General features: G+C 64.2%; 16 protein-coding genes. 2 read left to right on the top strand and 14 right to left on the bottom strand.

Annotated features, from left to right (window positions below; genetic code table 11):
* Positions 1-111: 111 nt before the first annotated feature.
* Together ahcY and katG are read right to left on the bottom strand one after the other, a co-directional pair.
* A complete protein-coding gene (ahcY, locus tag AC1VVM_RS10310) occupies positions 112-1527 on the bottom strand; it encodes an adenosylhomocysteinase (protein ID WP_132385050.1) in 1416 nt (471 codons plus the stop codon).
* Between the two features lie 214 nt (positions 1528-1741).
* Complete coding sequence (gene katG, locus AC1VVM_RS10305; RefSeq protein ID WP_482903869.1) at positions 1742-3934, bottom strand: catalase/peroxidase HPI; 2193 nt, start codon at positions 3932-3934, stop codon at positions 1742-1744.
* 1060 nt (positions 3935-4994) lie between these two features.
* Between katG and AC1VVM_RS10300 the strand changes: the two genes are divergently transcribed.
* The gene (locus AC1VVM_RS10300) at positions 4995-5729 is read left to right on the top strand and encodes a class I SAM-dependent methyltransferase (RefSeq protein WP_482903868.1); all 735 of its coding nucleotides are present in this window, start codon (positions 4995-4997) and stop codon (positions 5727-5729) included.
* 22 nt (positions 5730-5751) lie between these two features.
* On the opposite strand, the gene AC1VVM_RS10295 is transcribed toward AC1VVM_RS10300, so the two are convergent.
* The 11 genes from AC1VVM_RS10295 to AC1VVM_RS10245 all read right to left on the bottom strand — a co-directional run bounded on the left by AC1VVM_RS10295 (position 5752) and on the right by AC1VVM_RS10245 (position 17649).
* Positions 5752-7266 carry an L-lactate permease gene (locus AC1VVM_RS10295; protein ID WP_482954999.1) on the bottom strand — a complete coding sequence of 505 codons (1515 nt, stop codon included), beginning with the start codon at positions 7264-7266 and terminating at the stop codon, positions 5752-5754.
* Positions 7267-7269: 3 nt separating this feature from the next.
* On the bottom strand, positions 7270-8280 hold the full coding sequence (locus AC1VVM_RS10290; protein WP_482903866.1) for a 2-hydroxyacid dehydrogenase: 1011 nt from the start codon (positions 8278-8280) through the stop codon (positions 7270-7272).
* A gap of 174 nt (positions 8281-8454) precedes the next feature.
* Positions 8455-9411 (bottom strand): L,D-transpeptidase, encoded by a 957-nt coding sequence (locus AC1VVM_RS10285; protein ID WP_482905190.1) that lies wholly within the window; start codon positions 9409-9411, stop codon positions 8455-8457.
* A gap of 123 nt (positions 9412-9534) precedes the next feature.
* Positions 9535-9798 (bottom strand): GlsB/YeaQ/YmgE family stress response membrane protein, encoded by a 264-nt coding sequence (locus tag AC1VVM_RS10280; RefSeq protein WP_132385045.1) that lies wholly within the window; start codon positions 9796-9798, stop codon positions 9535-9537.
* A gap of 164 nt (positions 9799-9962) precedes the next feature.
* Positions 9963-10799: a universal stress protein gene (locus AC1VVM_RS10275; protein ID WP_482954998.1), complete on the bottom strand. Its 837-nt coding sequence runs from the start codon at positions 10797-10799 to the stop codon at positions 9963-9965.
* 89 nt (positions 10800-10888) lie between these two features.
* Entirely contained in the window at positions 10889-11638 is a 750-nt protein-coding gene (fabI, locus tag AC1VVM_RS10270) for an enoyl-ACP reductase FabI (protein WP_482954997.1), read from the bottom strand.
* A gap of 23 nt (positions 11639-11661) precedes the next feature.
* Positions 11662-12870 carry an ABC transporter permease gene (locus AC1VVM_RS10265; protein WP_132385042.1) on the bottom strand — a complete coding sequence of 403 codons (1209 nt, stop codon included), beginning with the start codon at positions 12868-12870 and terminating at the stop codon, positions 11662-11664.
* Positions 12870-13625 carry an ABC transporter ATP-binding protein gene (locus AC1VVM_RS10260; RefSeq protein WP_482954996.1) on the bottom strand — a complete coding sequence of 252 codons (756 nt, stop codon included), beginning with the start codon at positions 13623-13625 and terminating at the stop codon, positions 12870-12872. The genes AC1VVM_RS10265 and AC1VVM_RS10260 overlap by 1 nt, the downstream gene beginning before the upstream one ends.
* A gap of 10 nt (positions 13626-13635) precedes the next feature.
* On the bottom strand, positions 13636-14961 hold the full coding sequence (locus tag AC1VVM_RS10255) for an efflux RND transporter periplasmic adaptor subunit (RefSeq protein ID WP_482903861.1): 1326 nt from the start codon (positions 14959-14961) through the stop codon (positions 13636-13638).
* A 2-nt stretch (positions 14962-14963) separates the two neighbouring features.
* On the bottom strand, positions 14964-16427 hold the full coding sequence (locus tag AC1VVM_RS10250; RefSeq protein WP_482905189.1) for an efflux transporter outer membrane subunit: 1464 nt from the start codon (positions 16425-16427) through the stop codon (positions 14964-14966).
* Positions 16428-16608: 181 nt separating this feature from the next.
* Positions 16609-17649 carry an NAD(P)-dependent alcohol dehydrogenase gene (locus AC1VVM_RS10245; RefSeq protein WP_482903860.1) on the bottom strand — a complete coding sequence of 347 codons (1041 nt, stop codon included), beginning with the start codon at positions 17647-17649 and terminating at the stop codon, positions 16609-16611.
* 148 nt (positions 17650-17797) lie between these two features.
* Between AC1VVM_RS10245 and AC1VVM_RS10240 the strand changes: the two genes are divergently transcribed.
* Positions 17798-18694 (top strand): LysR family transcriptional regulator, encoded by an 897-nt coding sequence (locus AC1VVM_RS10240; RefSeq protein ID WP_482954995.1) that lies wholly within the window; start codon positions 17798-17800, stop codon positions 18692-18694.
* 40 nt (positions 18695-18734) lie between these two features.
* Here the strand turns inward: AC1VVM_RS10240 and AC1VVM_RS10235 are convergent, their stop codons facing one another.
* Positions 18735-19724 (bottom strand): aldo/keto reductase, encoded by a 990-nt coding sequence (locus AC1VVM_RS10235; protein WP_482954994.1) that lies wholly within the window; start codon positions 19722-19724, stop codon positions 18735-18737.
* Between the last annotated feature and the right edge of the window lie 44 nt (positions 19725-19768).

Genomic DNA, 19768 nt, shown 5'->3' with positions numbered 1-19768 from the left:
TTGTTCTGCGGGCAAGAAAGGAAGAAGGAAGCGGGGTCCCCGCTTTCGCGGGGACGACGGAGCTTAATGGCGACCCGTAGAGATCGACCCCAAACCCCGCCCACACTTAAATCAATAGCGGTAGTGGTCCGGCTTGTACGGGCCAGCTTCCGGCACACCGATGTAGTCGGCCTGCTTCTTCGAAAGCTTGGTGAGCTTCACGCCCAGCTTGTCGAGGTGAAGCGCGGCGACCTTCTCGTCGAGGTGCTTGGGCAGCACGTAGACGCGGTTCTCGTACTCGTCGTTCTTGGCGAAGAGTTCGATCTGCGCGAGCGTCTGGTTGGTGAAGCTGGACGACATCACGAAGCTGGGGTGGCCGGTGGCGCAGCCCAGGTTCACCAGGCGGCCCTTGGCCAGCACGATGATCTGCTTGCCGTCCGGGAAGGTGACGAGGTCGGTGCCCGGCTTGACTTCCTTCCAGTCGTAATTGTCGAGCGCCGAGATCTGGATCTCGCTGTCGAAGTGGCCGATGTTGCAGACAATCGCCTTGTCGCGCATGGCTTCCATGTGCTCGCCGGTGATGACGGCTTCGTTGCCGGTGGCGGTGACGAAGATGTCGCAACGCTTCACGGCGTCTTCCATGGTCACGACTTCATAGCCTTCCATGGCGGCCTGCAGCGCGCAGATCGGGTCGATTTCGGTGACCATCACGCGGGCGCCGCCGTTGCGGAGCGAAGCGGCCGAACCCTTGCCGACGTCGCCGAAGCCGGCAACGCAGGCGACCTTGCCGGCCAGCATCACGTCGGTGGCGCGACGGATCGCGTCGACCAGCGATTCCTTGCAACCGTAGAGGTTGTCGAACTTCGACTTGGTGACCGAATCGTTCACGTTGATCGCGGGGAACGGCAGCTTGCCGTCCTTGGCGAGGTGATAGAGGCGATGAACGCCGGTGGTGGTCTCTTCCGAAACGCCCTTGATGGCCTTGACCGAGGCGGTCAGGTAGCCCGGACGTGCCTTGAGGAAGGCGTTTAGCGCGCGGACGAACTCGATTTCCTCGGCGTTCGAAGGCTCGAACAGCGGCTCACCGGCTTCGACGCGGGCGCCCCAGAGCGCGAACATGGTGGCATCGCCGCCATCGTCGAGGATCAGGTTGGCGGTCTGGTCGGGATTCTCTTCCGTCGACCAGTCAAAGATCTTGCCCACGTAATCCCAGTAATCGGCCAGCGATTCACCCTTGATCGCGTAGACCGGGATACCGGCGGCAGCGATGGCGGCAGCGGCGTGATCCTGAGTGGAGAAGATGTTGCAGGTGGCCCAGCGCACGTCGGCGCCGAGAGCGACCAGCGTCTCGATCAGCACGGCGGTCTGGATCGTCATGTGCAGCGAGCCGGTGATGCGCGCGCCCTTGAGCGGCTGCGACGCACCGAATTCCTCGCGCAGCGCCATCAGGCCCGGCATTTCGGTTTCAGCGATGGCGATCTCGGTACGGCCGAAATCGGCAAGCGAGATGTCGGTAATGGCGTAGTCGGGGGCGGTGGTCGTGGCCACGGGCGCGAACTCCTGGAAGTGTTGCCTTTACGGCCCCCGCACCGGAATGGCGAAGGGCGCCGCGATGGTGCCGTCCCTACCCGCTCGCTCGGCCGGAAGCAAATATAAAGATATCTTTATATCTGATTTTTATCGCGCGCCGGCGCACCCCTGAAACGCAAGAAAGGGGCGGCAGACCGCAGTCTCCCGCCCCTTTCTTCATTGCGCGTCGAGTTTACGCGAGATCGAAACGATCCGCGTTCATCACTTGCGTCCACGCGGCCACGAAGTCCCGCACGAACTTCTTGCCCGCGTCGGCGGCGGCATAGACTTCGCTGATTGCGCGAAGCTGCGAGTTGGAGCCGAACACCAGATCGGTGCGCGTTGCCGTCCACTTCTGCTGGTTGCTGACGCGGTCGGTGCCGATGAAAGTCTCATCCGCCTCGTCGTCAACCTGCTTCCAGGCGGTCTTCATATCGAGCAGATTGACGAAGAAGTCGTTCGTCAACTGCCCTTCGCGGGTCGTGAAGACGCCATCCTTCGAACCGCCGAAGTTGGCGCCCAGCACACGCAGGCCGCCGACGAGCACCGCCATCTGCGGAGCGCTGAGGCCCAGCAGTTGCGCACGGTCCACCAGCAGTTCCTCGGTCGGCACGTTGTAGGGAACCTGGATGTAATTGCGGAATCCATCCACGCGCGGTTCCAGCACCGCGAAACCGTGCACGTCGGTCTGTTCCTGCGTGGCATCGACGCGGCCGGGAACGAAAGGAACCTCGATCGGCGTACCGGCATCGGCCGCCGCCTTCTCGATCCCGACGCCGCCGCCGAGCACGATCAGGTCGGCAATCGAGACCGACTTGCCGGCACCGGCCTTGATGTCCTCATAGACCTTGAGGACCTTGGCCAGCTTGGCAGGCTCGTTGACTTCCCAGTCCTTCTGCGGAGCAAGTCGGATGCGCGCGCCATTGGCACCGCCGCGATGGTCCGAACTGCGGTAGGTCACCGCCGAGGCCCATGCTGTGGAGACCAGTTCGGCAACCGACAAGCCCGATGCACGGATCTTGTCCTTCAGCGCTGCAACATCTGCCGCGCCGATCGGTGCGCCGTCCGCCTTGGGCAGCGGGTCCTGCCAGACGAAGTCCTCCGCCGGCACATCGGCGCCGAGGTAGCGCGCCTTCGGGCCCATGTCGCGGTGGCAGAGCTTGAACCAGGCCTTGGCGAACTGATCCTCCAGCCATGCCGGTTCGGCGCGGAAGCGTTCGAGGATCTTGCGGTATTCGGGGTCCGCCTTGAACGCCATGTCTGCGGTCGTCATCAGCGTCGGCAGGCGCCGGTCCGGGCTGTGTGCACCGGGCGCCATGTCTTCGGGCTTCTGGTTCACTGGCTGCCATTGCTGCGCACCGGCGGGGCTGTGCACCAGTTCGTACTCATAATCGAGCAGCATGTGCAGGAAGCTCATGTCCCATTGAGTGGGCGTGGGCGTCCAGGCACCTTCGAGGCCGGAGGTGATCGTGTGATCGCCGAATCCGCTCTCATGACCGCTCAGCCAGCCGAGGCCTTGCTGCGCAATATCAGCGCCCTCCGGTTCGAGGCCGACCTTGGCGGCATCGCCCGCGCCGTGACACTTGCCGAAAGTATGGCCGCCCACGGTGAGTGCGGCGGTCTCGATATCGTCCATGCCCATGCGGGCGAACGTCTCGCGCACGTCGCGCGCCGATCCGATCGGGTCGGCATTACCGCCCGGGCCTTCCGGATTGACGTAGATCAGGCCCATCTGGATGGCCGCGAGCGGATTTTCGAGAACCATTTCCTTCTCGGGCTGGATGCGGGTTTCGGCGCCCTGCCCGACCCATTGCTCCTCGGTGCCCCAGTAAACGGCAATTTCGGGCTCATAGACGTCGGCACGGCCGCCGCCGAAGCCCAGCACCGGTGCACCCATCGATTCGAAGGCCACATTGCCGGCCAGGATCATCAGGTCCGCCCAGGAGAGCTTCTCGCCATACTTCTGCTTCACCGGCCAGAGCAGGCGACGCGCCTTGTCGAGATTGGCGTTGTCAGGCCAGGAATTGAGCGGCGCGAACCGCTGGTCGCCCGCACCGGCACCGCCGCGACCGTCACCGATGCGATAGGTGCCGGCACTGTGCCAGGCCATGCGGATGAAGAACGGACCATAGTGGCCATAGTCCGCCGGCCACCACGGCTGGCTGTCGGTCATCAGCGCGGTAAGGTCAGCCTTGACCGCAGCAAGGTCGAGCGACTTGAAGGCGGTGGCATAGTCGAAATCCGGGTCCATCGGGCTGGGGCTGACGCCGCCCTGCCGCAGAATGTCCAGACTGAGCTGGTTCGGCCACCAGTCACGGTTGGTGCGTCCGAGGAGCGATCGCACGGGTTCGCCGTGCATCGGGCAGCCACTGGTCTTCGCGTCCATGGGTTCTCTCCTTGTTGATCCTCTTCCCGGCCTTGTCGATCCCTGCTTCGGGGATTCAGGTCACGAGGTCGGTATGTGAAGGCCTGACGATCAGCCGCAGCAAACGGGGTGCCGCAACAACAGGCTCCCGCATGAAAGACGTGTCGAAAATCCTGAGACCCCTGGCCATGGGTCGCTCCCGGAATCGTCTGCCAACGGCGGGAGAGTGCCAGAATCCGACAGGCGATCAAAGGCCGTATTGTACTGATCGGTCATGCATAATTCCGATCATCAATCGAGAAGGATTAGATGAAGGCACCATGGCGGACGCGCGCGACGGGCGGATGACAAAGTCGGTTTCGACTCATCCCGCGCACAAAACGACCTGCCGCCGGGGATGTCCATCCGGGGTGTTTTCCGCCTCCTGTCGCGCTCGGTGGTGACTTGGCACAGGAGGCGGAAAATCGGCGCTGCAAGAACCCCGACGCTTCAGGACCTTGCAACGCACTCCCTTGCGGGCAGCCGGGAACCCGACTGCCGCGAAACGAATGAACTTGCGAGCGGGCTCGTAGCGACCCGCCGCGAAAAGACAAAGGGAATCGGCATCCTGTCGCGTTAACCCGCCATCGTTTCAGCGATGGCACTCGGAAAAGCGCATGCCGTAGTCGCGTTTCCTCCCCTTCAGGACGCCGAACGTCCCTTGGCTTGCTGTTGCCGCCAAATATTACAGGGATAAGACGATAATCTTGCCCCTTAAGTCAAGGTGTTTCGAAAAACTCATCCTTTAGAGCATCATGCGCCAAATTATAATTTACGCTCGTAGTTAAATTGGGAACGAAATCGAAAAATCCGGACGATTTTTAGCACTCGCCTTCTGGATCTCGGCCAGATGGGTAGCGAATGAACCCAGCCGACAAGGAACCGCAAATCACCAGACTATAAAACCTGCAATATCCGTCAATTTCAGGCGCCGGACGTGCCATGGGTATCGCCGCCTGTGAAAGATAAATTCCGTATCAAAACGTTGATAAGCCTTTACATGCGTTTTGGCGGTCCGAGCAGACATGGATAAAGCCTCGCAATGGCTGACAGCGATCACAATTGGCGCTTATGGGGTGAGCGCGATCCTTATTACGCGGTTCTCACCCACGCCCGCTTTCGCAGCGGCAATATCGATGCAAACCGGCAGCATTTCTTCGAGAGCGGACAGGCATTCGTGGCACATTGGGTTGCGCAGATCGAACGGCATTTCGGTGCCTTGCCGCGCGAACGCGCGCTGGATTTCGGGTGCGGCGTTGGACGGCTGACCATTCCGCTGTCCGAGCACTTCGGCGCGGTCGTCGGGCTCGATATTGCGCCGGCCATGCTGGAAGAAGCCCGTCGCAACAGCGAAGGCCGGCAAATCGATTATCTCCTGTCCGACGACACGCTTTCGCGGGTCGAGGGGACGTTCGACTTCGTGAATAGCTGCATCGTGTTTCAGCATATCCCGGTCGCACGCGGCATGGTACTTCTCAGCCAGTTGCTTGAGCGCGTGCGGCCCGGCGGTGGATGTCTCATCCAGCTCTCCACGAAGCGCAATCAAAGCCTCTGGCACAAACTGGGCTATCATATTCGCCATATCGTTCCTGGTGGACAGGCGGTGCTGAACCTGCTCGGCGGCAGGGCAGCCGACACGCCTGTAATGCAGATGAACGAGTATCCATTGGATGCCGTTCTTCGCCTGTTTCACGAAAAGGGTTTTGGCGAGATACTGGTGCGCTACGAAGATCATGACGGCACCGACGCTGCAATGCTTTGTGCACGCCGGCATTGACGGGCTAGCCGGACCGCCCAGATCAGGGCAGCACCGTCTGCAAAAGCAGTACGAGCACACCCGCCGCGGCCACGTAGCCGAGGCAAATCGGAACCGTGCTCGCAAGTGTTTCTCCCTCGCGTCCAACAAGGCCGACCGTCGCCGTGCCTGCAACGATATTGTGCGGCGCGATGATGTTGCCGATCGCGGACCCCACACTCTGCCCTGCAAGCGCCAACCCATGCGGCATGCGCACGGCATCTGCGGCCGCGACCTGGAAATTGGCAAAGATGATGTTCGAAGCGGTCCCCGATCCCGTCACGAACGAGCCGAGCGCGCCCACCAGCGGCACCGCCAGCGGCCAAAGTCGGCCGAACAGCGTGGTCACACCCACGGCCAGCGCATCGATCAGCCCGCCATGGACCATGAAACGTGCCAGTGTCAGCACCGCCACCAGCGCGATGGCGACTTGCGGCAGCCGCCGCGCCGCCGCGACCATGGAGGTGCCGACCAGTCGCGGCGACGAGCGATGGACCACCGCCGTCACCAGAAACGCCGCCATCAGCATCGTGCCGGGATGATAGAACGGCAGCATCACGTCGCCAAAGCCGGTTCCGTATGTCCATTCGATACGATCGGCCCGCAGCGCCGTGCGCAGCGGACCGATCAGGCGACTGCCGAGGATCAGCACCACCAGCACGATGTACGGCAGCCCCGCCATCAGCACAGCCATGACGCCCGGCCCTGAGCGGCTGGAAGCGGAAGGCCCCCGCCGCAGCCACGCGACGAACAGCGCACCGCCCAGCAATGCGCCACCCAGCGCCGGCAGTTCCGCTCCCGACAGCATGGCGACCACTGCCGCCGCGCCGAAGAAGCACACGGCAGCGACGAGAGCGAAACGCCGCGCCATCGGCGTGGCGTCATTACCTCCGGCCGCTCCTGCTATCGCCGGCCCGACCGCCGCGTAGCGCACGACCAGCAAGGTCATGACCCAGCCGAGGCAGGCGTGGAGCAGCAAGATCTCCAGAGCCAGTCGCCGCTCGTCGAGCAGACCGGCCTCCAGCAGCGGCACCATCGGCGCGCCTACGGCTCCGAACGACACCGCAACGACATGGCCCAGCAGCGCCGTCAATACCGCGCGCGAAGGCGAAACCCCCAGCGCCACCAGCATGGGCGCCAGGATGGCAACCGGCGTACCGAAACCCGAGGCACCTTCGAGGAACAGCGCGAAAAACCAGCCCAGCAACAGCGCCGTCGCCGCCGGACTATCGGAGATCGAGGACAGCCAATTGCCGATCACGCCCGTGGCGCCGGTGTGGGTCTGGTACTCGTGGATCGAGAGCGCGGGAAAGATGATCCACAGGATCGTCGCAGCCGTGAAGGCCGCCTCCAGAATGGGGCCTGCAAGATCCGCCGGAGTTTCGCCGAACTGGAAAACCACGACCGCCACGGTTGCCGCCGCGACCGCTGCCACGGTCCCCGCCACGGCCGCCGACCAACGCAGCACAGTCATCAACAGCACCAGGAGGAGGATCGGAAGGATCGCGAATCCTGCCACGGGTCAGCCCCGGCGTTCGACCTGGACCGGATGAAGCGGCACGCCCGTGTCCTCGAACGCGCTGATATTGGCGATGGTGGTGCCGGCGATGGCTGTCATCGCCTCCCGCGTGAAGAACCCTTGATGCCCGGTAATGAGCACGTTGGGGAAGGTCATCAACCGCACGAAGACATCGTCGCGGATCACCTGTTCGGACAGGTCCTCGAAGAACAGGTCTTCCTCCTCCTCGTAGACGTCGAGCCCGACGTAACCGATCCGCCCGCTCTTGAGCCCGTGGATTACCGCGCGCGCATCCATCACCGCGCCGCGGCTGGTGTTGATCAGCATGACGCCGTCCCTCATCGCCCCAATCGCCGCACGGCCGATCAGATGGTGCGTATCCGGTGTGAGCGGGCAATGGAGCGTGATGATGTCGCACATCGCGAAGAGTTCATCGCGCGGCACATAGCGGCCACCGATGGCTGTCAGTTCCGCTGTCTCGAACGGATCGCTCGCCACCACCTCGCAGCCGAAGCCCTTGAGGATCCGGGCGACGTTGATGCCGATCTTGCCGGTACCGATCACCCCGGCGACCTTGCCCTTGAGGTCGAAGCCCAGCAGGCCTTCCAGCGCGAAGTTGCCTTCCCGCACGCGGGCGTAGGCCTTGTGGATCTTGCGGTTGAGCGTGAGGATCAGCGCCACCGCATGTTCGGCAATGGCGTCGGGCGAATAGGCGGGTACGCGGCCAATTTCGATGTTCAGATCGCGCGCTGCGTCCAGATCGACATTGTTGAAACCGGCGCTGCGCAGCGCGATCAGGCGGGTGCCCTGTCCGGCCAGAATGTCCAACTCGGCCCGGCCGAGATGGTCGTTAACGAAAGCACAGATGCAGTCGTGTCCGCGCGCCAGATCGGCGGTCGTCACATTGAGCCGGGACTCGTACCACGAGAAGGCATGCCGCCCTCCGGTGGCCTCGTTTGCCTGCTCCAGGAATTCACGGTCGTAGGGTCTCGTGCTGAAAACGGCGATCTTCACGCGAGTTCTCCAGAAGCCATGACGAATTCGAAGGGAGACAGGTATTTACCTGACAAACCGCGCGGCCGCTGTCGCCTGTCATCGACGATATGTGCAGCGGGTGGGACGACCCGATCCGGATATCCGATTTGAGGCCCAAATCCCGGGCCGGACGCCCGGCGATGGCGGCCTGAATCAAGGCGCGGGCCTGACCGCGTCGATCACCGTGAGGTGTTCCAGCGGCTCGGCACCCACGCGCGAATCGGTAATCAGGATGGTCGCGCCGGGCGTGAGCGCAGCCTTCACCTTTTCATAGAAACCGCGTGGCAAGCGCAGACGGTTGAGCACGGCCTCATCGACCGCGCGCCCTTCGTCATCGCTGTGGCCGGGAAGCCCGACGAAAACCCATTGCGGCTTCCCGCCCTGCGTCACGAGCGTAATCACATGGCTGCCGGGATCATCATCATTCACTTCGGCAATGCTGCGGCCGATCTCGGTCCCGTTGCGCAGCACGACCACGCGCTGGTCGAGCTTGGAAACGATGATCGAGAGTGGCCCCTCGCGCTCCAGTTCGGGCTTCCAGCGATACTGCTCGCCGCCTGCCAGAGGTTGATGCTCGACCGCCTCGCCGCGATTGTTGAACGGGGTGAGCAGGCTGTTGTCGCTGGTACGCATATGCGTGGCGGCATCGCCTTGGACAACGACCGTGACGCCCAGCTTGGTGATGGAGAACAGTTCGCGCGCGAACTCATAGGGCAAGTGAACGCAGCCGTGGCTCTCGGGATAGCCGGGCAAGCCGCCTGCATGAAGCGCGACACCATCCCACGTCAGCCGCTGCTGATAGGGCATCGGCGCGTTGTTGTACGTGCTGGAACGGTGCTTCGCATCCTTCTGAAGGATGGTGAAGACACCAGTCGGCGTGGCATAACCGTCCTTGCCGCTGGATACCGTGGCCGCTGCGATGCGCACGCCGTTGCGATAGACCAGCGCGATCTGCTTCGAGAGATCGACATAGACCAGGACCGGCCCCGAGGGCGCCACGGTCGGCGCCCAGACCCATTCGCCGGGCTTGAGATTTTCGATCCGCCGCGCGAATTCGGGTGGAGACGTTGCCTTGGCGCCTTGCGCGAAGCCAGGGTTCGTCCAGCACATTACGCCAAGCACACATGACGCGCCCAGCGCCAGCCTTGTTCCTGCCTTCATCAGGTCCTCTGCAACTCCACGTCGAACGGCCGCTCCGTTTTGCGTTCCGCCGGTACTGCCTTCAGCAGGATTTCAGCGGACTGTGCCGCGCTGGATGAAATTGACGATGGCAAGCAGGATCACCGCGCCGAAAAACGCCACGATCAGGCCTACGATGGAGAATTCCTTGACCGATCCGGCAATTCCGAAGCGGTTGGCGATGAAATTGCCGATCACCGAGCCGACGCAGCCGACAACGATGTTCCAGACAATACCCATCGATGCGTCGCGGTTCATGACGAGACTGGCGAGCCAACCGGCGACACCGCCCACGATCAATGCGATAATCCACCCCATGTCCATCTCCTGACCTCTTCCAGCCGCTCAAGACCATCCTGAACGTACCGAAAGTGCTGACACACCAGAACATCGAACTTTTAGTAGAACACGTGCAATGCAGACTGCGCCCGGATGCTTCGATCGTCAATGGATACTGTGTGTTTTCACAGGGTCACAGGCGGCTATGGGTTTTCGGTCTGCTCGGTAAGCCGCACCATCAGGGTATCGGGACGGACCCAGGAAAGCAGCGACGAGGCACGGCTGCCCACTGCCAGTTGGCGCAGAACGCCGCCGCCCTGCGTCCCCAGCACAACAAGGTCCGGCTGATAGGCCTCGATCGCCTTACCCAATGCAACCTCCGGCTCGCCGCCTGCCAGAACGCCCTCGATCCGACCGGGATTAAGGTCCGCAAAGTCCGACGAGGCGAGGAATTCGGCCATGTCTCCCTCGGCGCGGGCCAGCGTTTCCTCCATCACGTGATCGGCCACGCCCCACCCCTCGAAACCGACGTGGAACACGTGCACCACCCGGATCGCTGCGTCGGGAAACAGGCGGGCCGCTGCGAGAACCGCTGCCTTGGATGCTACCGAAAAGTCGCTGGGCACAAGCAGGCGGCGATAGAGCCCCCGCTGGCGCTGCTTGACCACCAGCACCGGCACTTCGGCATGGCGGACAAGGTAATCGACCGCCGTGCCGAGGAAATAGTCCGAAATCTGGTTGAACCGCGCCACTCCGGCCACGATCAGCGCCGCGCCCTGTTCCCCGGCGACCCGCGCGATGGTGCCCGGCGGCGAGCCTTCCGGCAGCAGGATTTCGGCGCTCTCGCCCAGTTCCGGCAGAGTCTCGCGCACGCGGCTTTCGACCAGTTCTTCCAGCAGTCCGGTGTGGCCCTCCGGCTTGACGACATGGACCACTTTCACCGCCGTGCCGAGGTCGCGCCCCAGTTCGAATGCCCGGTCAATCGCACGGTCGCTTCGGGCACTGAGGTCCGTCGCCACCAAGATCGCACCCATCGACATCGCCAAACTCCCTGCTGAAATCGCTCCGGGATCCGGAAACCTAATCGAAGCCGGCGACGAGGTCACTCCTCATGCATCGGCTGCCCCGCTCATCCGCTCACCGCGTTGTAGCCGCTGTCGACATAGACGGTCTGCCCGGTCACGAAGCGCGCCTTGGGGCCCAGCAGGAACGCCGCCATGTGGCCGATCTGCTCGATCGTCACCAACTGGTGCAGCGGCGCCTTCTCCGAGGCGAGGCGGATCAGCGCGTCGAGGTGCGAAAGGCCGGAAGCCGCGCGCGTGCGCACCGGCCCGGTCGAGAGAGCATTCACGCGAATTCCGGACGGCCCAAGCTCCCCGGCCAGATAGCGCACACTCGCCTCCAGCGCGGCCTTGACCGGGCCCATGATCCCGTAGCTGGGCACGACCTTTTCGGAGCCGTAGAAACTCATCGTCAGGATCGCTCCGCCCTCGTTCATCAGCGGCTCGGCATGGCGGGCGAGGCGGATCAATGAGTGGCAGGAGACGTCCATTGCCAGGCAGAACCCTTCCACCGAGCTGTCGACCACGCGGCCGTGAAGGTCCTCCTTCGGCGCGAAGGCAATAGAATGGAGCAGGAAATCGAGACTGCCCCAACGCTCCGCAATTTCTGCGAACAGTGCCTCGACTTGGGCCGGGCCGGTCACGTCCAGCGGCGCGAAGATCGGGGCTTCCAGTTCCTGTGCCAGCGGCTCCACGAAACGGCGCGCCTTGTCGTTCTGATAGGTGATGGCCAGTTCGGCACCCCCGGCCCGCAAGCCCACCGCGCAGCCCCAAGCGAGCGACTGGTCGTTCGCCATGCCCACGATCAGTCCGCGCATATGCCGCCTCCTTTCGGTGACTCTTACTCGTGTCTCAGGGCGTCGATGGGGTTGAGACTGGCTGCCCGCCGCGCCGGAAAATAGCCGAAGACCACACCGATAATCGCAGAAACCGCGAAAGCACCGAGATTGACGCCGGGCTCGAAGATCCACGGCACGCCCATCAGCGGCACCGCCGCGGCGACCACGATTTGTGCGAGGATCAGCCCGATCAGTCCGCCCAGGCATGACAGCACGATGGCTTCCACCAGGAACTGCATCAGCACCTCGCTCGCCACGGCGCCGATGGCGAGGCGGATACCGATCTCACGCGTGCGCTCGGTCACCGAGACGAGCATGATGTTCATGATACCGATCCCGCCGACGACAAGGCTGATCGCCGCCACGGCGGCAACGATCCGCGTCAGCATCGTGGTCGTCTGGGTCAGCGTGTCCGATATCTGCTTGGTGTCGAAGATGTTGAAGTCATCTTCCTTGCCGGCGGTGATCCGCCGCCGTTCGCGCAGCAGGTTGGTCAGCGTGGACTGGACCTGCTCGCTCGAATAGTTGCCGTCGATGCCCACAAGAATGGTGCGGATCGTGGTGGTGCCCAGGAACCGCCGCTGCACGGTCTTGAGCGGCATGATGACGGTATCGTCCTGGTCGCCGCCGAACCCGGCCTGCCCCTTGGTGGAAAGCAGGGCGATCACGTCGCAGCTCACCTGCCCCAGACGGAAGCGCTTTCCAACGGGATTGGCATTGCCGAACAGGTTGCGCGAAACGGTGGAACCGATGATGCAGACCGCCTTGCCCGCACTTTCCTCATCCTCGGAAAACAGGCGCCCTTCCTGTAGCGGCCAGGGCTGGATCTTGAAGTAGTCCGACGTCGTGCCGTTGATCGTGGTGGACCAGTTGGCGCCCTCGAAAATCGCGGTCGCGCTGGACGAGACCGACGGGGCCACAGCGGTCACCCCGCCCACTTGCTGACGGATTGCGACGATATCGGATGGGTCGAAATCACGCGGCGTGGTGCCGCCGCCGCCGCGACCGAAGCCCTGCCCCGGACGGACTTGCAGGATATTGGTGCCCAGTGCCGCAATCTGCTGCGTCACTGCCACGGTGGTCGCCCGGCCCAGCGTTACCATCGACACCACCGCGCCAACGCCGATGACAATGCCAAGCATCGTCAACAGCGAGCGCAACACGTGACGGCGGATCGAGCGCAGCGCGAGAAGGAGGATCGTGCTCAGCATCAGCCGGTAACTCCGGAATCGGACGCATTCGGCGCGGCCTGACGGGCGTTGCCCTGCTCGATCCGGTCGATCAGCCCGTCTTTGAAATGGACGATCCGCCGCGCGAATTCGGCCATGTCAGGCTCGTGCGTGACCATCAGCACAGTAATTCCGGAATCGCGGTTGAGCGTGGAGAGAAACTCCATGATCTCGATCGAGCGCTGGCTGTCGAGATTGCCGGTGGGCTCGTCCGCCAGCAGCACTTCGGGATTGGTGACGATGGCGCGCGCAATCGCCACGCGTTGCTGCTGGCCGCCGGAAAGCTCGCCCGGCGTGTGGTGCGCCCATTCGGCAAGGCCCACGCGCTCAAGCGCATTCATCGCCGCCTTGCGCCGTTCATGCTTGGCATCGCCGCGATAAAGCAGCGGCAGTTCCACGTTCTCCAACGCCGACGTGCGCGCCAGCAGGTTGAAGCCCTGGAACACGAAGCCAAGGTACTTGCGCCGCAGCAGCGCGCGCTGATCGCGGTCGAGCGTTTCGACGTGGTGGCCTTGGAACAGGTATTCCCCGCCGCTCGCCACGTCGAGGCAGCCGAGGATGTTCATCATCGTCGACTTGCCGGAACCCGAGGGGCCCATGACCGCGACGAAATCACCCGCCATGATGTCGAGGTCCACGCCCTTGAGCGCGCGGAACGCGGTCTCTCCCTCGCCGAAGACCTTGGTGATCCCGCGCAGGGCGATGACGGGTACGGCGTCGGAGCCGGTTTCGGCCACGGCCCTGCCCTCAGCTTCCGTTCGAGGCGAGCTGGCCGGTGATGACCTGCATGCCGGGCTTGAGTTCGCCGCCCACCACTTCGGTCTGCTGGCCGTTGCTGGAGCCGGTGACGACCCCGATGGCCTGCGGCTTGCCGTCTGCGCCCAGAATATAGATCGTCCGGCGCGATCCGCGTTCCACCGTGGCGCTCTTGGCCGCCGGCTGGCCCCGGCGCGGCGGACGGAAGCCGATCGCCGAAGTGACGCCGCCGCCCGATTTCTTCGCGCTGCCGCTGGTTTCGGGCGTGAACGAGAGTGCGGCATTGGGGATCAGCAGCACGCCGTTCTTGTCCGAGGTCACGATCTCCGCCGTCGCGGTCATGCCCGGGCGCAGGCGGAAGTCTTCATTGGCCACAGACAGGTCGGCCGCATAGGAAACCACCTGACCGGTGGTGCTGGTGGTCGAGGACGTGCTGGACGAAGTGGCCGAGGACACCGTCTGGTTGGAGCCGATCTCCACGCGGATGATCTTCGCGGGGAAAGTCTCGCCCGGGAAAGCGTCGACCGTGAAGTTCGCCGCCTGCCCTTGCTTCACGGTGCCCACGTCCGCCTCGTCGATGGCGACTTCCAGCTTCATCTTGCTGAGATCCTCGGCAATCACGAACAGCGTTGGCGTGTTGAACGAGGAAGCCACGGTCTGGCCGGGATCGACTTCACGCGCGAGGACCACGCCCGAGACCGGAGAGACGATCAGCGCGCGGGAGCGCTGGGTCTGGCTCTGCGCCAAGGTCGCCTTGGCCGCCTCCACATTGGCTTCGGCGGTCTTCAGGACAGCCCGTGCGCGTTGGACATCAGCACGGCCCGCCTGCAGCTCGGTTCCGGAAGGCACCTTGCCGCCCGACAGCCGTGAGACTTCCTCAAGACGAGCAAGCTGCGCCTGCGATTCCGCCAGCGTCGCCCTTGCCTGCGCGACTTGCGCCTGATTGGCATTCACTTGCGCCGTGTACTGGCGGATCTGGTCCTCGATCTGTTCGGGATCGATCTCGGCAAGCACTTGCCCGCGCTCGACCCGATCGTTGACGTCGACCAGCACCTTGACCACGAGCCCCGAAAGCTGCGAACCGACCGTCACCTGATTGGTCGGTGCCAGCCTGCCGGTGGCGGCCACCGTGGTGACGAGGTGGCCTTTCTCGGCCTTGGTCGTGGCGTAGTTCACTTTCTCCGCGCCGCCGAAGCACTGCGAGAGCAGCAACGCCAGAGCCACGACAAGCGCCAGCGCCGTCCACGGCACCCACTTGCGCTGCCACAGCGGGCGCTTGTCGGCACCGAGGAATTCGTCGAGGGTTTCGTCGGCCATGCTCAGTCGGTTCCCTGTGGCTTCGTGGCGAGCGCGGTGTAATCGGCGCCGGGGTCCCAGCCGCCGCCGAGCGCGTTGTAGAGGGCGATCATCGCAGTCGCGCGGTCGGCATGGGCCTGGACCAACCCGTTCCGCGCGGAAACGAGCGCGATTTCCTGCGTGTTCAGCGTCGTGAAGTCGGTTAGGCCGGAGCGGTACTGCATCCGCGCCAGGAGCGCCGAATTGTTCGAGGCGTCGAGCGCGATCGCGAATTCCTTTTCCCGCGCTTCGGCCGTCTGCAGCGCGACCACGGCGTTCTCGACATCCTCCATCGCGGTCAGGACCGAGGACTTGTAGGCCGCAAAGGCACCGTCCGCCGCCGCGCGGCTGGAGCGGACTTGCGCATTGAGGCGGCCACCGTTGAAGATCGCCTGGCTGATCCCGCCGAACAGGCCGCCGGTGATCGTCTCGAACAGGCCGCCGAAGCTGGCCGCATTGGTGTCGATGCTGGCCGAGATGTTGAACTGCGGGTAAAGCTGCGCCTTCGCCACGCCGATCTCGGCCGTCGCCGCCGCCAGATTGCGTTCGGCCGAGCGCACGTCCGGCCGCTGGCGCAGCACGTTCGCGGGGATGCCTGCGCCGAGCTCGCGCGGGCCCACGGGAATGGGTTTCGGCGCCTCCATCAGCGGGCGCAGCGCACCCGGCGCCTGCCCGGTGAGCACGCCGATCCGGGCCACCGCTGCCGCATATTGTTGCTCGATCTGCGGGATCGCCGCCGCCGCCTGCGCGCGGCTGCCGCGGGCCTGCTGCTCGTCGAGCGAGGATACCAGCCCGGCCATCACCCGCCAGTGGGCGATGCTCAGGTTGTCGTCCTGAATGGCCAGACTGGCCTGGGCATTGTCCAGCTGCGCCTGATAGCCGCGCGCCAGCACATAGTTGCGCGCCACTTCGCTCTCCACCGAGAGCAGCGTGGTCGCATAATCGAAGCCGGAGCCTTCGAACTGCGCCTTGCTGGCTTCCACCGCGCGGCGGTTTCCGCCGAACACGTCAAGCTGATAGCTGGCATCCGCGCCCAGCGAAAAACTGGTGCTGCCGCCGCTGCCGGCAACGACCACGGTGCCGTCCGGCTGGGTGAGCGTGGTACCGCCGCCCTTGAGCGGTTCGGTGCGGTTGATGCTGCCCGACGCCGAGACCGAGGGGAGCAGCGCGGAGCGGCTGATGACCAGCGATTCCCGCGCCTGCCGCAGCCGCGCCAGTGCCTGCGCCAGATCGAGATTGGCGGCGGCCGCCTGATCGATCAGTTGGGTCAGCACGGGATCGTCGAATGTCTGCCACCAGTGCGTCAGGTCCGCAGCAGCCGGCGGCGCGGTGACCGACCATTGGTCAGGCACGCCGAGTTCGGCCGCACTCTTGGGAGCGTAGTTCGGCCCGACCGTGCATGCGGAGAGCAGACAAAAGGCAAGCGGGAGCGGAAGACGTCGGACGATTGCAGCTCGCAAGTTCGAGGGACTCCACAGCCCTTGGGGGAGCGCGAGGATGTCCTTGTTTTGCCTTTCAGGTCAAGGTGAAAGGCCGCAGATAAATTGTTGCAACGTGTATCAGCCGCCCCAACGAAAATGGCCGGCGCAAGATGCGCCGGCCATTCATGGTCCATGATTTGGATGAGACTTAGAGCGTGCTCATGTCGATCACGAAGCGATAGTGCACCTCGGACCGTTCCATGCGTTCGAAGGCGTGGTTGATCTCGTCCATGCGGATCATCTCTACTTCGGGAAGGATGTTCTTCTCGGCGCAGAAGTCGAGCATTTCCTGCGTTTCGGCGATGCCGCCGATCAGCGAACCGGCAATACGGCGGCGGCCGAAGATCAGCGGCGTGGTGATCGGCTCGTCCACCGGGCCGATCTGGCCGACCAGCACCAGGCTGCCGTCGATATCCACCAGCGGCAGGTAGGGATTGAGATCGTGCTTCACCGGCACGGTATCGATTATGACGTCGAAGCTGTTGGCAGCCGCCTTCATCGCCTCGACATCGCTGGAGATCAGCACGCGCTTGGCGCCCAGATCCAGCGCATCCTGCTCCTTGCCCGGCGTGCGGCTGAACACGGTGACGTCCGCGCCCATCGCGGCGGCGAGCTTGACCGCCATGTGGCCAAGACCGCCAAGGCCGATCACGCCGACGCGGCTGCCTTCGCCTACGTTCCATTCGCGCAGCGGCGAATAGGTGGTGATGCCCGCGCAGAGCAGCGGGGCCGCCTTGGAGACGTCGAGACCCTCGGGCATGGTGAGGACGAATTCCTCGCGCACGACGATGGCGCGCGCATAACCGCCCTGCGTCACTTCGCCGGTCACCTTGTCGAGACCGTTGTAGGTGCCGGTCCAGCCGTTGCGGCAATAGTTTTCAAGGTCGCGCTCGCACTGGTCGCAGTGGCCGCAGCTGTCGACAAGGCAACCGACGGCGACCGTATCGCCCACCGCGTGGCGCGTCACTTCGGGGCCGACCGCCGTCACGCGGCCGACGATCTCGTGGCCCGGAACGATCGGGTACCGCGCGCCTCCCCAGTCGTTGCGGGCGGTATGCAGGTCCGAATGGCAGACACCGCAGTAGAGGATCTCGATGGCGACATCGTCCGGACGCAGGTCGCGGCGCTCGAACTCGTAGGGGGCAAGCGGAGTCTCGGGAGACTGGGCGGCATAGCCGATGGTCTTCATGTCTGGGGAGATCCTTGGAGGAAGAGTGCCTGGGAAAGGGTATTTTCGGGGAATCGGATGCCGCAATGCAGCATACCCTCATATAGGGACAGCGAACGCTCACGAAAACCGGAGGAAATCGCAATGCAGTCATGATAGAGGCTCATGAATGCAACGTGAGCACATGGCCGACCTCATCGCCTTCATCGCCGTCGCCGACGAGGGCAGTTTTACCCGCGCGGCCGCCAAGCTGAGTTCCTCGCAATCGGCGCTGAGCCATACGATCCGCCGGCTGGAAGCGCGACTCGGCGTTCGCCTGCTGGCCCGCACCACGCGCAGCGTCGCGCCCACCGAGGCGGGCGAGCGGCTGCTCGCCAGCCTGCGCCCGGCCTTTCAGGAGATCGACCAGAGCCTGACCACCATCGGGGAACTGCGCGAGCGTCCGGCCGGCACGATCCGTCTGACGACCACCGAACACGCCGCCCACGAACTGCTCTGGCCCTCGCTCAAGCCGTTCCTTGAGCGCTATCCCGAGATCAACGTGGAAGTCAGCGTCGATTCCGGCCTGTCCGACATCGTCGCCGACCGTTTCGATGCGGGTATCCGTCTGGGCGAGTCGGTCGCGCGCGACATGATCGCGGTCTGCATCGGGCCGGAGATGCGGCTGGTGCCGGTTGCCTCGCCCGAATATCTCGCGCGCCACGGCAGGCCCGTGACGCCGCACGATCTTGCCGGCCACCAGTGCATCAACTTGCGCTTCCGCACGCGCGGCAATCTCTATGCCTGGGAATTCGAACGCGATGGCCGCGCCCTGAACGTCCGCGTCGATGGGCAATTGACGTTCAATTCGATGCCGATGATCCTGAAAGCGGCGCTGGACGGCAGCGGGATCGCAATCATGATGGAATCGTTCTCGCGCCCCTATGTGGAATCAGGCGCGCTCGTTCCGCTGCTGGAGGACTGGTGCCAGCCCTTCCCCGGATATCACCTGTACTACCCCAGCCGTCGCCAGTCTTCCGCCGCCTTCCGCCTGCTGGTGGACGCGCTGCGTTATCGCGGCGTGTGAATGTCCGGCGCCGCCGATCGGGCAGCGCCGGACCCGTTCATCAGCCCCCGATCGTCGCCATCAGTTCGGGCGGATAGCGATCGCCCTCGATGGCGATGGCATCGGCGGCTGCCTGAAGCTCGGCCAGTTCGGCGGCCGAGAGCTCGACATCGGCAGCGGCGATGTTCTCCTCCAGCCGGTGCAACTTGGTCGTCCCGGGGATCGGCACGATCCAGGGCTTGCGCGAGAGCAACCACGCCAGCGCGATCTGCGCCGGGGTCGCACCCTTGGCATCGGCCACGCGGCGTAGCAGGTCGACCAGCGCCTGGTTCTTCTCCATCGCCTCGGCCGTGAAGCGCGGCAGGCGGGCGCGGAAATCACCGGCGGCCAGTTCGGTGGAGGCATTCATCGCCCCGGTCAGGAAGCCCTTGCCCAGCGGCGAATAGGGCACGAGGCCGATGCCGAGTTCCTCGCACGTGTCGATGATGCCGTTGGTCTCCGGCCCGCGCGTCCACATCGAATATTCGTTCTGGAGCATCGCCACCGGCTGCACCGCATGGGCGCGGCGCACCGTGGCGGCGGCCGGTTCGGACATGCCGAAGTGGCGCACCTTGCCCGCCGCGATCAGGTCCTTCACCGTGCCCGCCACATCCTCGATCGGCACATTCGGATCGACGCGGTGCTGGTAGAACACGTCGATCACGTCGATCCCGAGCCGCTTCAGCGAGGCATCGGCAACCGCCCTGATCTGCTCCGGACGGCTGTTCATGCCCTGCATCTCGCCATCGACGATGTTGAAGCCGAACTTGGTCGCGATCACCACCCGGTCGCGCACCGGGCGTAGCGCCTCGCCGACCATTTCCTCATTGGTGTAGGGGCCGTAGACTTCGGCGGTGTCGAAGAACGTGACACCGTGATCGACAGCCGCGCGGATCAGCGCCACGCCGTCCGCCTTCGCCACCTTGGTCCCATAACCGAAATCGAGGCCCATGCAGCCGAAACCGATGGCGGAGACTTCCGGTCCGGTGCTGCCGAGTTTGCGCGTCTTCATGCGAATTCCTTTCACATCGTGCTCCTCTTTGGGGGGACTTGAGG

The organism is Novosphingobium sp. BL-S-33, from assembly GCF_056857025.1.
The sequence above is the reverse complement of the archived record's forward strand: the minus strand, read 5'-3'. Positions and strand labels throughout refer to the sequence as shown.